Origin of the sequence: Bacillus sp. FSL K6-2839 (assembly GCF_038003365.1) — a bacterium.
Taxonomy (GTDB): domain Bacteria; phylum Bacillota; class Bacilli; order Bacillales; family Bacillaceae; genus Bacillus.
On record NZ_JBBOOZ010000001.1, the window covers coordinates 2,239,240 to 2,252,383 of the forward strand.

Here is a 13,144-nt window from a genome sequence, read left to right on the forward strand (position 1 = left end):
TTTCATTCCTTTTCTTTAAGCTGAATCTCTAGTTTTTCGTATTGCTCTTTTAATTTCAAGTAGTCGTGGACGACATTGACTGCTGTCAGTACAGCTAATTTGTTTATATCAAGGTATGGATTTTTTTCATTTATTTCTCTCATTTTATCATCAACAATTGAAGCAACGTGTCGCATATGCATCTTCGTTTCTTGACCGATGATCGTATAGGACTGTCCGTAAATCTCAACTGTTGTTTTCGTTTTACCGCCGTCAGACAACGTTTCTCCTCCATTCCACGAGAATCCTAGTCTCTATCATAACATGTTTAGACATTGAATGGAAAGACGAGCCCTTCCCTGTTATGGTACACTTTAGAAATCAATGATATCAAGGTAAAAAGGAGTTATCCACTGTGCCCCAATCCGTCTTAAAAGCAACATCAGAAGACCTTAAAAAGATGAAGAGCGCGTATGCGCATCACTTAACTGATACTTTACCACCAGGCGCCCTTTTTCAAGCAAAGGTTCCTGGCTGTACGATTACAGCCTATCGATCTGGAAAAGTGCTGTTTCAAGGACAAAAGGCAGAAGCTGAAGCCAGTCAATTCAGCCATTTAAAAGCAGCTGATACGAAAAGTCAAAAAGCACCTGCTGTCACAAAATACAGTCCGCCGTCAGGAATTGCTTCTATGTCCGTCATCGGTTCAGATGAAGTAGGAACAGGTGATTATTTTGGACCGATGACGGTCTGTGCCGCCTATGTTGATGCCAGCCAGCTTGCTCTCATGAAAGAGCTTGGCGTAAAAGACTCAAAAGGTCTAAAGGACCCGCAGATTATCAATATTGCCAAAGATCTCATCAAAACCATTCCGTTCAGCCTTCTCGTGCTCCGAAATGAAAAGTACAATGCGATGCAGGAAAAGGGCATGAGTCAAGGAAAAATGAAGGCGCTCCTTCATAACCAAGTCATTACCTCTGTGCTGGAGAAATTAGACGGGAAGCAGCCCGAAGCCATTTTGATTGACCAATTTGCAGAACCGGGCATTTATTTCAAGCATCTTGCAGGGAAAAAAATCATTCGGGAGCGGACGTACTTTAGCACAAAAGCAGAAGGCATTCATTTGTCAGTTGCTGCGGCTTCCATTATTGCAAGGTACGCCTTTTTAATTGAAATGGATAAGTTGTCAAAAGCAGCAGGCTTTGACATTCCAAAAGGAGCCGGTCCTCATGTGGACAAGGCGGCAGCGAAGCTCATCAAGCTGCACGGCGAAGATGCTTTACGTCAATTTACAAAGCTGCATTTTGCCAACACACAAAAAGCGAAAAAATGGTTATAAAAAAGAGCTAAGGCCCATAAGGCCATAGCTCTTTTTTTCTTTAACCGCGCAAGACGGCTTGATACGTATCTTCTAATGCTTTCAATACTTTTGTATGAACAGCCGTCACTTCTTCCTCTGTCAATGTTTGCTCCGGATTTAAATATTGGAGAGAGAATGCAACGGATTTTTTGCCTTCTTCCATATGTTCACCCTCATACACATCAAAGACGGATAGGTCTGTCAATAAATCCCCGCCTGCCTCATAGATGACCCGCTCCAGCTGTCCGCTTGAGATATGCTGATCTACAACAAGTGCAATATCTCTTGTCACAGCAGGGAATCTCGGAATCGCTGTATATTTCATATCCTTCGATTCAGACGTCATCACATCTGTTAAATCAAACTCGAAGACATATGTTTCTTTTAAATCTAATTCCTTTTCAATGACTGGATGCAGTGCAGCAACAAACCCAATGACTTTTCCATTTAAATGAACATCTGCTGTACGACCTGGGTGAAGACCCTCACGCTCTGCTTGAACATATGTGATTTGGTCTGATACACCAAGCTTTTCAAATAGACCTTCTGCAATTCCTTTCGCTACATAAAAATCGACGGCTTTTTTCTCGCCCTGCCAAAGATTTTTATGCCATAAGCCTGTCAGCGCACCAGCGACATGCTCTTTTTCCACTGGTTTTTCTCCTTCAGCTTCTGCTAAGAACACAGAACCCGTTTCATAAAAACCAAAGGAATCAGCTTGTCTTGCCAAGTTATATGCAACAGAATCAAGTAAGTTTGGCAGTAGACTTTGTCTGAGCACACTTCGTTCTTCACTCATTGGCAGGGAAAGTCTCGTTTTATAAGCTGGATTCAGTGCAAAAGCTGTAGACTTATGCTGATTTGTCAATGAATACGTGATCGCTTGAGAAAGACCTGCGCCTTCTAAGAAACGTCTGACCTTCCTGCGCTTCACTTGGTACGGCGTGAGACCGCCAACTGTACCAGCTGTCGCAGGCAGTGTAGACGGAATATTATCATAGCCGTATAATCTGGCAACTTCTTCAATGAGGTCTTCTTCAATCGTGATATCCATTCTACGAGAAGGAACCGTTACGACAAGAACGTCATTTGATTCGCCCACTGTAAAACCAAGTTTGTTGAAAATTTGCATCATATCTTCTTTTGAAATGCTCATGCCAAGCACCTTATTCACACGCTCAGTTGTTACGTGGATGACATTCATACTTGCTTCAAGGTGGTTTTCCTCCACAGTCCCGCTTAGCACTTCACCACCTGCATAGAGACTGATCAATTGCGCTGCTCTTTCGGCTGCAGGTTTTGTACGCTGCGGATCAAGTCCTTTTTCAAATCGTGTGCTTGATTCACTGCGAAGCCCTAAGTCTCTAGATGCTTGACGGACCGTTTGACCGTTGAAATATGCCGCTTCTAAAAGAATCGTTGTCGTCTCATCACGCACCTCAGATTCAAGACCGCCCATGACGCCTGCTACAGCGTGCGCTTTCGTCCCGTTAGTGATCACTAGATGCTTTGATGACAATGTACGTTCTTGTTCATCCAGTGTTTGAATGATTTCGCTATCAGATGCTTTACGTACGACCACCTGCTTTGAACCAAAGCGGTCATAATCAAATGCATGAAGCGGCTGACCGTATTCAAGCAGTACAAAGTTTGTAATATCGACGACGTTGTTAATTGGTCGAATGCCTGCATTCATCAATCTTGTTTGAATCCAAAGCGGTGCTGGTCCAACCTTTACATTTTTAATGATCTTCGCTGCATAAAGTGGATTTGCTTCTTGATCCTCAATTTTCACAGAGATATAGTCTGCTGCTTTTTCTAAAGAGGTGTCATGTGCTGTATCAGGAAGTTTGATGTCTCTCCCTAAAATGGCTGCAACCTCATAGGCTACACCGAGCATGTTCAGGGCATCCGCACGGTTTGGTGTTAAACCAAGCTCAAGTACCGCATCGTCTAATTGAAGTGCCTGAAGAGCATCATCTCCGGGTTTGACGTCATTTGGGAAAACAAAAATGCCTTCTGCATATTCCTTTGGTACGAGTTTGCTTTCTACGCCTAATTCTTGCAGAGAACAAATCATACCATGAGACTCTTCGCCACGCAGCTTTGCTTTTTTAATTTTAAAGTTCCCTGGAAGGACTGCGCCAACCGTTGCGACGGCCACATATTGTCCTTTATCCACATTCGGAGCCCCGCAAATAATTTGCACTGCAGCGTCTTCGCCGATATCAACAAGACATTTGTTTAATTTATCCGCATTTGGGTGCTGTTCACGCTCAATGACATGTCCAACGACAACCCCTTTGATGCCTTCTCCTTTATATTCAACGGCTTCCACTTCAATTCCGCTTCTTGTGATCTTTTCTGCTAATTCATCCGGCTGAATGCCTTCTAAATCGACATAGTCTTCTAACCATTTATATGAAACAAACATGTTGATTTCCTCCTCTTAGTCCTGCTTGAATTGCTTTGTGAATCTAATATCATTTGTGTAGAAATGGCGAATATCATCAATGCCGTATTTTAGCATCGCAATACGTTCAACACCCATTCCAAAAGCAAAGCCTTGGTAAGTTTCTGGATCAAATCCGCTCATTTTCAGGACATTTGGATGAACCATCCCTGCTCCTAAAATCTCAATCCAGCCTGTTCCTTTACATACAGAACAGCCCTTCCCACCGCATTTAAAGCAAGACACATCAACTTCGACAGATGGTTCTGTGAATGGGAAAAAGCTTGGACGGAGTCTAATTTCACGATCTTCACCAAACATTTTTCTTGCCACTGTCTCAAGCGTACCTTTTAGATCACTCATGCTAATATTGTGATCGACAACAAGCCCTTCAATCTGCATGAATTGATGTGAATGAGTTGCGTCATCACTGTCTCGTCTATATACTTTCCCAGGGCAGATGATCTTCACAGGACCTTGTCCTTTATATTTTTCGAGTGTACGTGCTTGAACTGGTGACGTTTGTGTTCTCATCAGTGTATCCTCGGTAATATAGAAGCTGTCCTGCATATCACGTGCTGGATGCTCCTTTGGAAGATTCAGCGCTTCAAAGTTATAATAATCCGTTTCTACCTCAGGACCTTCCTCAACGGTATAGCCCATACCAATAAATAAATCTTCAATATCTTCCACAACAATTGTTAATGGATGTCTTGCCCCCATTTTGATTGGACTTGCTGGCAATGTAACATCGATCGTTTGAGACGCAAGTTTCTTCTTCACTTCTTCTTTTTCCAGCTGCTCATTTTTTTCAGCAATAGCATTTGCAATCTGCTCTCTTACTTCGTTTGCGAGTGTGCCCATTTTCGGTCTTTCTTCTGCGGAGAGCTTGCCCATTCCACGAAGCACCTCTGTGATCGGGCCTTTTTTCCCTAAATATTGAACACGAATGTCATTAACTTCTTTGAGCGAGCTAGCTGCTTCAACCTTCGCTATCGCCTCTGTTTCAAGCTGTTTTAACGTTTCTTGCATGAGTGTAATCCTCCTTTTGATATACAAAACCGCCTGGATAAACGGCTGTTTGATCGTTTGAAGACAATAAAAAAACCCGTCCCTCTAAAAAAGAAGGGACGAGTTGTGGTCGCGGTACCACCCTTGTTGAGCACAAATGCATGTGCGAATAAGCTTCATTGACATAACGGAATCAAACGAATCCGGTTCACCTTTACGCAAAGCTTGCGGTCCCGGTGACAACTCCAGAGGTGAATTCCTGTTTCAGCATTCCTTAAATGCACTTTCAGTCTACGATGCATTCTCCCTTTAAGGCCGCTTCTTGAAACAATCTTCCTCTATCATGGTTTTTAAAATATTATTTTCATTATAGTGAAAATAAGCGCATGTTGCAACACTATCCACGCAAATGATAGACGAGAACTGCCGCTGCAACAGCCACATTTAATGATTCTGCCTGACCATACATCGGCACATATAAATTCTGGTCTGTCATTTGCAGAATCTCTTGGTCAATCCCTGCTCCTTCATTGCCAACAATTAATGCAAAAGGACCTTCTGCCGTTACGCTTCTATACGCTTTCGCATTTTTCAAGGCGCTTCCGTATACAGGTATGCCTTGCTCCTTACATGCTTGTATTGCCTGCTGAAGGGTTTGCTTTAAAATTGGCAGGTGGAAATGCGATCCTTGTGCTGAACGGAGCGTTTTTCCGTTAAACGCATCGACTGTTCCATCACCTAAGATTACAGCATCAAGACCAGCGGCATCTGCTGTCCGAATGAGTGTGCCTAGATTTCCTGGGTCCTGCACTGCATCTAACAGAAGAAGTCGTTCATACTTCTTTTCTTCAAATACAGGAACTGTACAAACCGCCGCGATGTGCTGAGGCGTTTCCGTTTCGGTCATGGCAGAAAAGGCTTCTTCGCTCAGTTCATAAAGTTCAATGTCAGGATCGATATGAGAAGGAAGCTTATCAGGCGATGTGACCATTAATTCTTTCACAACTCCGCTCTTCAATGCTTCTTCGACTAAGTGTATTCCCTCAACGAGAAACAGCCCCGTTTTCGTACGTTCTTTTTTCGTATGGAGCTTTTTCCACTGTTTGATGTTTGTGTTTTTAGCTGATTCTATATATTTCAAGCGATTTTAACTCCTTTAAATATCATGAATTTATTATATCTCATGCACACTACATAATAAACCTGTCTTTGAGACAGAATAGGGCTATTACCATCAAAAAAGGAGTGTGGGCAATGGATTTTAATTTAAGAGGCGCAGTCATTCAAAATATCACTGGCCATAATCAAGAGCAGCTTGAACATACGATTTTAGATGCCATTCAAAGCGGCGAGGAAAAAATGCTGCCAGGCCTTGGCGTGTTGTTCGAGGTGCTATGGCAAGAAGCATCAGAAAACGAGAAGAACGAGATCCTCGAGACACTAGAGCAAGGCTTAAAGCCTCATCAGCAGCAATAAAAGAAGCCGGTTTGCTTATCACAGCAAACCGGCTTTTTCATTTAGCCAGTGATCGGTGTTTCCATCCGAAGTGCTGGATCACGCCAAATTTCGACCCATTTTTTAATTGCAAACACAATGATCACAAATCCTAAGATCAGCATGATAATTGACAGCACCGCATTCAGCACGCTGTAACCTGATGCCTCAGGATTAAGGTATACATTTGCTACCATCCAATAGCCCGCATAATTCACTGTCACATATAAGTAGGCAAGTGGAATTAAACAAGTCAGCATATATCGCCTTTTATCTGCAATTTTTAATACAACGGTTGCCCCGATGATTAATCCGACTGATGCCATTAACTGATTCGAAACCCCAAACAGCGCCCAAATGGACCCGATGTCTCCAGAGTAAAGCAAGTATCCCCACATAAAACACGCAAGCGCACTTGCAAATACCGACCCAGGTACCCAGTCATTTCGTTTAAGCGGTTTATATGCTTCGCCAAAGAAATCTTGAATCAAATAACGCGCCACACGCGTTCCAGCATCAATAGCGGTTAAAATAAAGACAGCTTCAAACATAATGACGAATTGGAAAAAATAAGACGCCAAATGACTAAAGAACGGAATTCCCGTAAAGATATACGCCATCCCTACAGCTAATGTCACAGCTCCACCCGTTCTTCCTTCTAAATCAAGGCCAATTTCCTTACTCAGCTGCGGAAGATTCTCAACACTCATCCCGAGCGTTCGGAACACTTCTGGCGTACTGTTAATCGCAAAATAATCTCCTGGATGAAGAGCCGTAGCGGCAATTAACGCCATAATGCCAACTAGGCATTCTACTAGCATTGCGCCAAACGCGACAGGCTTCATATCGCTCCAGCGGTCAAGCATCTTAGGCGTTGTCCCTGACCCAACAAATGCGTGGAAACCAGAAATGGCCCCGCAAGCAATGGTAATCGAAATAAAAGGCCAGACAGGACCAGCTAAAACCGGGCCTCCTCCATTCACAAACTCTGTTAAGGCTGGGAATTGAATCGTTGGATTGACGACAAAGATTCCGGCAATCAGTGCGATAAAAACACCTATTTTCATAAAGCTGCTTAAATAGTCCCTCGGTGCGAGCAGCAGCCAAACCGGCAATGCCGCAGCAAAAAAAGCATAGATCGGCAGGGCAAGAGCAAGCGTTTTTGTATCAAGTGTTAAAAGATCACCAAGTGCCGTTCCTTGAATATTCGGTCCAAGGAATACACCAACCATCAGCAAAATAAATCCCGCAGTTGTGGCCAGTTTTAAATTGCCTGTCTTTTTATAATAAAGACCAACCCCCATCGCAATTGGAATCGTGATTCCGACTGCAAATGTCCCCCAAGGGTTACGTTCTAATGCATGAAGCACAACCATAGACAGTCCTGCCATTGTGATCGTAATGATAAACAGCATCGCAAGCCCTGTACAAAATCCTGCTACAGGTCCTAGCTCTTCCTTTGCTACCTCTGATAATGATTTCCCCTTTTTTCGCATCGACGCAAATAAGACGACAAGATCATGTACAGCTCCGCCAATCACTGCGCCAATTAACAGCCAAAGGAGACCCGGTAAATACCCAAATTGTGCGGCTAAAATCGGACCCACTAACGGACCGGCAGCTGCAATCGCAGCAAAGTGATGCCCAAATGTGACCCATTTATTGGTTGGCACATAATCTTTCCCGTCCTCTAATGTGTGAGCCGGTGTAGGATGATCGTCTGTCACCTTTAATACCTTGACCATCATAAATGTGCCATAAAGACGATAGGCAATCGCTAAAATACACATAGATCCTATGACAATTGTAACCGCATTCATTTAACCATCCCCTTCGCACAAACAATTTGTTACAAATATAACATAAATTGATTGATTTTTCTTTCTTTTAAAACCAAGTTGACAAATAGGAATAATATATTTATTCTTAAGATAGCTTCACCTACTTCCATAAACTCTCTTTTGACAGGGCGTTCTTTAGGCTCTGTCCTTTTTATTGCTTTCATCTTACAAAAATAAAAGCCAGATCACATGTGCCTTATTCACTAGAATATTTTTTCTTCTTCTGTTAAAAACAGTTCTTTTGACCGTAATCAAAAAACAACGTTCATTTCCTGGGAAATTCAAAGGAATAAAAAAGCCTTTCCCCTATACTGAGGAAAGGCTTACCTATTAAGAACCGTACGTGATCTGCTCAACCGTTTTTTGATCAAGTCTTTTGATCACTTCTGTTAAAAGCTTCACTGCATTTTCATAATCATCTCGGTGAATCATCGCTGCATGGGTATGAATATATCTGCTTGGTATCCCGATAGATAGTGATGGCACGCCATGACCTGTTAAATGGATCCCGCCAGCATCTGTCCCACCGCCAGGCATTGAGTCATATTGATAAGGGATGTTCAATTCATCCGCTGTTTGGACAACAAAATCCCGAAGCCCTTTATGGGATACCATCGAAGCATCAAATACAACAATCGTTGGTCCTTTGCCAAGCTTGCTTGTTGCTTCTTTTTCAGTGATGCCTGGCGTGTCTCCTGCTACACCAACATCAATGGCAAATCCAATATCAGGCTGGATCGTAGCCGCTGCTGTTTTGGCACCACGCAGGCCAACCTCCTCTTGTACAGTTGCAACACTGTAAGCAATATTCTCATGCTGAGCATTGTGTAAGTTCTTCATGACATCAATCGCTACTGCACAGCCGATACGGTTGTCCCATGCCTTTGCAAGGAGCATTTTTTCATCATTCATCACTGTAAATTCAAAATAAGGAACGATTTGATCTCCAGGCAGAACGCCCCACTCCATTACCTGTTCTTTGCTTGATGCACCAATATCAATAAACATATCTGTAATCTCAATCGATTTTTTTCGAGCTTCAGGTGACAAGACGTGCGGCGGCTTTGAGCCAATCACACCTGTAATGTCTCCCTTTTTCGTTACAATGGTGACACGCTGCGCGAGCATGACCTGTGACCACCAGCCGCCGACTGTTTGGAAGCGAATGTAGCCTTTGTCATCAATTTTTGTCACCATGAATCCTACTTCATCTAAGTGACCAGCGAGCATAATTTTAGGTCCGTTTGCGTTTCCTTCCTTCTTAGCGATTAAGCTGCCAAGGCGGTCACTAGAGACTTCATCTGCATATGATTCTATGTATGTCTGCATGACTTTTTTGACATCACGTTCATTTCCTGGAATCCCTTTTGCATCCGTTAGGTCTTTCAGCATAGTTAATGTTTGATCTAGCTTTGTCATTCCATTTATCCTCCTTTATCTTCATGGTGCATTCTTATTATACAAAACCTCTTTCGTTCAATACGATCTTTTTATGAATATTTTTTCGTTTAACGAAATATTTTTTTAAAAAAAGTTGAAACCTTTTGGGCTTTTCATTCGTAGTACATCAGATAACGGTATATTGGAGGTGCATCCTGTCATGTTTGTAATCCTCATTAGACTTGCTCTTGTTGCACTGCTTGTCTACATCTTCTACATGGCGGTAAAATTCTTCTCAAATCCGAGAAGAAAGCTGAAACAAGCACAATTAAAAGAAGGCTTTTATTTTATGGACGAACAGCAAAATGCGCGCAAAAATTTTAATTTCGTCTATAAAGGAGTCTTGTTTGAAGGGGAGAAGCATGTTCCTTCTAAGGATCATCCTCTGTTTGTCCACTCCATTTACGTTTGGACGGAGTCACCCGAGAAGCTAAGTGAATTTACATTAGAAGACTTTGAAAAATTGGAGGAAAACATTATCGAACGTTATCCTCAAACAAAAATTGATTGGGATCAGCCCATTAAAAAAATCAAACAAAAAAAAGGAGCAGACACGCCGTCTTGATGGCGTCTGCTCCTTTTTCAGATGAACTGGATATATCCTAATATGATCAACTGCACCATGATTAACACAGGCATGCCCATTTGAAAGGCAGGATGCTTTGTTTTATGACGGAAATACTGCATCCCTAGATACGATCCAGCAGCCCCAAAAAGCACGGCAGCACTCCATAAGTGCGCCTCTGAAATTCTCCATTTATGCGCTTTTGCCCGGCGCTTGTCCTCTCCCATGAGAAAAAAACCATAGCCATTTACCAAGATCAGCAGTAGAATCATCGCGATATTCATTCATTTCACCTCACATGATGAGCAAAAAAGATCACCCCTCGACGGAATGATCTTTTATATGACTTACTTGTCTAGTTGTGCTTTTGCAGCATCAGCAAGCTGATTGAATGCACTTAGGTCATTCACAGCAAGGTCAGCAAGCATTTTGCGGTTTACTTCGATACCAGAAAGCTTTAGGCCATGCATTAAACGGCTGTAAGAAAGACCGTTCATACGAGCTGCAGCATTGATACGAGTGATCCATAGTTTACGGAAGTCACGTTTTTTCTGACGACGGTCACGGAAAGCGTAGTTTCCAGATTTCATCACCTGTTGGTTTGCTACTTTGTATAATCTATGTTTTGAACCGAAATAACCTTTTGCTAATTTAAGAACCTTTTTACGACGCTGACGCGACACAGTTCCGCCTTTTACTCTTGGCATTGTAATTCCCTCCTATGATTCCTATTCCAAATTACTTGATGTTTGCAAGTTGTTGTTTGATACGTTTGAAATCTCCAGCACTTACGATTGCGCTCTTACGCAATTTACGTTTTTGCTTTGTAGATTTGTTAGCGAACAAGTGACTTGTGTACGCATGAGAACGTTTAAGTTTACCAGAACCTGTTTTTTTGAAACGTTTAGCAGATCCGCGGTGAGTTTTCATTTTTGGCATTGGATGTTTCCTCCCTCTGTTACTTTACTTTTCGACTTTTGGTGCAAGCATGAGGAACATGCTGCGTCCGTCCATCTTAGGTTTTGTTTCTACTGTTGCTACTTCAGCGCAAGCTTCAGAGAAACGGTCTAACACGCGCTGTCCGATTTCTTTATGCGTAATCGCACGGCCTTTAAAGCGGATAGAAGCTTTTACTTTATCGCCCTTTTCAAGGAATTTGATTGCATTACGGAGCTTCGTGTTAAAATCATGTTCATCGATTGTCGGGCTCAACCGAACTTCTTTTAAGCTAATGATTTTTTGATTCTTACGTGCCTCTTTTTCCTTCTTCTGCTGTTCGAATCGGAACTTACCGTAGTCCATGATTCGGCAAACAGGTGGTTTTGCATTTGCAGCAACTAACACAAGGTCAAGATTGGCTTTCGTAGCAATTTCCAGAGCTTCCTGGCGGGTTTTAATCCCCAGCTGATCGCCATTTTGTCCGATCAAACGAACTTCACGCGCACGAATACCTTCATTAACTAATTGATCTTTGCTAATAGTGAGCCACCTCCATGAGATTTTGAATTGAGTTCACAATTCATTTTGACCATTTCGTTGTATGTTTTACAGGCAAACAAAAAGTGTGGGCATATAAAACACCCACACTGCGAACATTTGCATGAAAAAATAAATGTACGGTCAACCTGTCAACTACAAACACGTGTCAATCAGGTGAGAAGCGGGTGCTTCTGCTTGTGATATCTATTCAATTCGTTAATTATTCTACACAATTTTCATTTGTCCGTCAAGTAACCGAACTCTTGAAACAACTTTTTCATTTTAGCATGATTAAACGAATTGGGCAAGGCTTTTTCAAAACAATGGCACCATCAAAGAATGAATTGCATAAAGATTGGGATGACAATGACGGTCACAACTCCTACGACCACAACGGCGATACTTGCCATGGCTGCTTCCACTTCACCCATCTCAATCCCAACAGAGACGCCAAGTGCATGTCCTGATGTACCGAGTGCAAGCCCTTTTGCCACTGGATTTTTAATTCGAAACCATTTTAAGAAGAAAGCACCTAGTGCATACACGATGACTGCATTAAATATGACCGCAAAGGCTGTGATATCTGCAATTCCGCCAATATCCTTTGCAATCGGAAGAGCAATTGCTGTCGTCGCTGCCTGTGGGAGCATACTTTTCATTACAGCCGCATCAAGATGAATTCCTTTTGCTACGACATACACAATTGTAATGGAACAAAGTGATCCTACAAAAATAGCGGATAAAATCTGCCACCAATATTTTTTAAGTAATGCACGCTGTTTATAAAGCGGAATAGCGAAAGCAATGGTCGCAGGCTCTAAGAAAAACTTGATAATCTTGCCGCCCTCATTATAATCTGCATAGGAAAAACCGCCAATTTTTAAAAATAAAATGCCTAACACCATGGCCACAAAAAGTGGTGTGAATAAGAAGAAGCCTTTTGATTTTTTAAATAAGAATGTACCGATTCCAAAGGCGACTAATGAGACGACTATACCAAAATAAGGACTCATCGTACTTGTACCCATCTTGCTTTCCTCCTTTAATGCGTACTTGAAGCTGGTTTATTAGAATGAGAAGGAGTCGATTTGCTCTCCTTTGTCTCTTTATGTTTCTGTGGCTTTTCTGATAATTGCATGAGAAGCTGCGAGAATAGCCCTGTCGCTGCTAGTAACATAATCGTTGCAATGATAATGACACCGACGACTTGCACACCTACTTCTTGCATGACACCTAGTGATTGAATAACCGAGATACCAGAGGGAACAAATAGAAAGCTAATGAGCCCTGTCAATGATGTACCTAATTGCTCCACCTGCTCCAGTTTGACGATTTTCGTTGTCAGCAAAACAAATAATAGAACCAGACCAATCACAGATGCAGGCATCGGAATTGGTAAATACATTGAAATGAGATTAGAAACGAACATTACGGTTGCAAAGATAAATGCTTGAGATAGAAATCCATATACTTTAGTGGCACTCATGCCCCTTCACCTCTTTCTTCGACTGCCCTCAGTATAC

15 protein-coding genes and 1 other annotated feature are annotated in these 13,144 nt (G+C 42.2%); of the genes, 3 read left to right on the forward strand and 12 right to left on the reverse strand.

What is annotated here, in order from left to right; genetic code table 11:
- Positions 1-2: 2 nt before the first annotated feature.
- Positions 3-260 (reverse strand): cell division protein ZapA, encoded by a 258-nt coding sequence (gene zapA / locus MHH26_RS11480; protein WP_012010831.1) that lies wholly within the window; start codon positions 258-260, stop codon positions 3-5.
- A 179-nt stretch (positions 261-439) separates the two neighbouring features.
- Between zapA and rnhC the strand changes: the two genes are divergently transcribed.
- On the forward strand, positions 440-1,318 hold the full coding sequence (gene rnhC / locus MHH26_RS11485; protein WP_045210067.1) for a ribonuclease HIII: 879 nt from the start codon (positions 440-442) through the stop codon (positions 1,316-1,318).
- A 40-nt stretch (positions 1,319-1,358) separates the two neighbouring features.
- Here rnhC and pheT read toward each other — a convergent pair whose 3' ends face one another.
- The 3 genes from pheT to MHH26_RS11500 all read right to left on the reverse strand — a co-directional run bounded on the left by pheT (position 1,359) and on the right by MHH26_RS11500 (position 5,943).
- Positions 1,359-3,773, reverse strand: a complete 2,415-nt coding sequence (gene pheT / locus MHH26_RS11490) for a phenylalanine--tRNA ligase subunit beta (protein WP_340973508.1) — start codon at positions 3,771-3,773, stop codon at positions 1,359-1,361.
- A 15-nt stretch (positions 3,774-3,788) separates the two neighbouring features.
- Positions 3,789-4,823 (reverse strand): phenylalanine--tRNA ligase subunit alpha, encoded by a 1,035-nt coding sequence (gene pheS / locus MHH26_RS11495; RefSeq protein ID WP_340973510.1) that lies wholly within the window; start codon positions 4,821-4,823, stop codon positions 3,789-3,791.
- Positions 4,824-5,199: 376 nt separating this feature from the next.
- Complete coding sequence (locus MHH26_RS11500) at positions 5,200-5,943, reverse strand: TrmH family RNA methyltransferase (RefSeq protein WP_066030572.1); 744 nt, start codon at positions 5,941-5,943, stop codon at positions 5,200-5,202.
- Between the two features lie 113 nt (positions 5,944-6,056).
- Between MHH26_RS11500 and sspI the strand changes: the two genes are divergently transcribed.
- Positions 6,057-6,278 carry a small acid-soluble spore protein SspI gene (gene sspI / locus MHH26_RS11505; RefSeq protein WP_003216243.1) on the forward strand — a complete coding sequence of 74 codons (222 nt, stop codon included), beginning with the start codon at positions 6,057-6,059 and terminating at the stop codon, positions 6,276-6,278.
- Positions 6,279-6,319: 41 nt separating this feature from the next.
- Here the strand turns inward: sspI and cstA are convergent, their stop codons facing one another.
- Entirely contained in the window at positions 6,320-8,116 is a 1,797-nt protein-coding gene (cstA, locus tag MHH26_RS11510; RefSeq protein WP_334750061.1) for a carbon starvation protein CstA, read from the reverse strand.
- Between the two features lie 351 nt (positions 8,117-8,467).
- On the reverse strand, positions 8,468-9,556 hold the full coding sequence (locus MHH26_RS11515; protein WP_060596968.1) for a M42 family metallopeptidase: 1,089 nt from the start codon (positions 9,554-9,556) through the stop codon (positions 8,468-8,470).
- Positions 9,557-9,737: 181 nt separating this feature from the next.
- Here MHH26_RS11515 and MHH26_RS11520 point away from each other — a divergent pair, with 181 nt between their 5' ends.
- Entirely contained in the window at positions 9,738-10,142 is a 405-nt protein-coding gene (locus tag MHH26_RS11520; protein WP_003216690.1) for a hypothetical protein, read from the forward strand.
- A 17-nt stretch (positions 10,143-10,159) separates the two neighbouring features.
- Here MHH26_RS11520 and MHH26_RS11525 read toward each other — a convergent pair whose 3' ends face one another.
- The 6 genes from MHH26_RS11525 to lrgA all read right to left on the reverse strand — a co-directional run bounded on the left by MHH26_RS11525 (position 10,160) and on the right by lrgA (position 13,107).
- The gene (locus MHH26_RS11525) at positions 10,160-10,426 is read right to left on the reverse strand and encodes a DUF1294 domain-containing protein (RefSeq protein ID WP_106036950.1); all 267 of its coding nucleotides are present in this window, start codon (positions 10,424-10,426) and stop codon (positions 10,160-10,162) included.
- Positions 10,427-10,489: 63 nt separating this feature from the next.
- Positions 10,490-10,849 carry a 50S ribosomal protein L20 gene (rplT, locus tag MHH26_RS11530; RefSeq protein ID WP_003216409.1) on the reverse strand — a complete coding sequence of 120 codons (360 nt, stop codon included), beginning with the start codon at positions 10,847-10,849 and terminating at the stop codon, positions 10,490-10,492.
- A 31-nt stretch (positions 10,850-10,880) separates the two neighbouring features.
- A complete protein-coding gene (gene rpmI / locus MHH26_RS11535; protein WP_003216324.1) occupies positions 10,881-11,081 on the reverse strand; it encodes a 50S ribosomal protein L35 in 201 nt (66 codons plus the stop codon).
- Positions 11,082-11,105: 24 nt separating this feature from the next.
- Positions 11,106-11,621 carry a translation initiation factor IF-3 gene (gene infC / locus MHH26_RS11540; RefSeq protein WP_024718649.1) on the reverse strand — a complete coding sequence of 172 codons (516 nt, stop codon included), beginning with the start codon at positions 11,619-11,621 and terminating at the stop codon, positions 11,106-11,108.
- Between the two features lie 71 nt (positions 11,622-11,692).
- Positions 11,693-11,824: a sequence feature (ribosomal protein L20 leader region), on the reverse strand.
- A gap of 129 nt (positions 11,825-11,953) precedes the next feature.
- Positions 11,954-12,649: an antiholin-like protein LrgB gene (gene lrgB, locus MHH26_RS11545; protein WP_170966027.1), complete on the reverse strand. Its 696-nt coding sequence runs from the start codon at positions 12,647-12,649 to the stop codon at positions 11,954-11,956.
- A gap of 14 nt (positions 12,650-12,663) precedes the next feature.
- Entirely contained in the window at positions 12,664-13,107 is a 444-nt protein-coding gene (gene lrgA, locus MHH26_RS11550; protein WP_060596969.1) for an antiholin-like murein hydrolase modulator LrgA, read from the reverse strand.
- Between the last annotated feature and the right edge of the window lie 37 nt (positions 13,108-13,144).

Coding starts and splice junctions, on each gene's coding strand:
- MHH26_RS11525 (WP_106036950.1), bottom strand. CDS start 10,426: ATGAATATCGCGATGATTCTACTGCTGATCTTGGTAAATGGCTATGGT.
- rplT (WP_003216409.1), bottom strand. CDS start 10,849: ATGCCAAGAGTAAAAGGCGGAACTGTGTCGCGTCAGCGTCGTAAAAAG.
- lrgA (WP_060596969.1), bottom strand. CDS start 13,107: ATGAGTGCCACTAAAGTATATGGATTTCTATCTCAAGCATTTATCTTT.
- rnhC (WP_045210067.1), top strand. CDS start 440: ATGAAGAGCGCGTATGCGCATCACTTAACTGATACTTTACCACCAGGC.
- sspI (WP_003216243.1), top strand. CDS start 6,057: ATGGATTTTAATTTAAGAGGCGCAGTCATTCAAAATATCACTGGCCAT.
- MHH26_RS11520 (WP_003216690.1), top strand. CDS start 9,738: ATGTTTGTAATCCTCATTAGACTTGCTCTTGTTGCACTGCTTGTCTAC.
- MHH26_RS11515 (WP_060596968.1), bottom strand. CDS start 9,556: ATGACAAAGCTAGATCAAACATTAACTATGCTGAAAGACCTAACGGAT.
- cstA (WP_334750061.1), bottom strand. CDS start 8,116: ATGAATGCGGTTACAATTGTCATAGGATCTATGTGTATTTTAGCGATT.
- pheT (WP_340973508.1), bottom strand. CDS start 3,773: ATGTTTGTTTCATATAAATGGTTAGAAGACTATGTCGATTTAGAAGGC.
- lrgB (WP_170966027.1), bottom strand. CDS start 12,649: ATGGGTACAAGTACGATGAGTCCTTATTTTGGTATAGTCGTCTCATTA.
- pheS (WP_340973510.1), bottom strand. CDS start 4,823: ATGCAAGAAACGTTAAAACAGCTTGAAACAGAGGCGATAGCGAAGGTT.
- rpmI (WP_003216324.1), bottom strand. CDS start 11,081: ATGCCAAAAATGAAAACTCACCGCGGATCTGCTAAACGTTTCAAAAAA.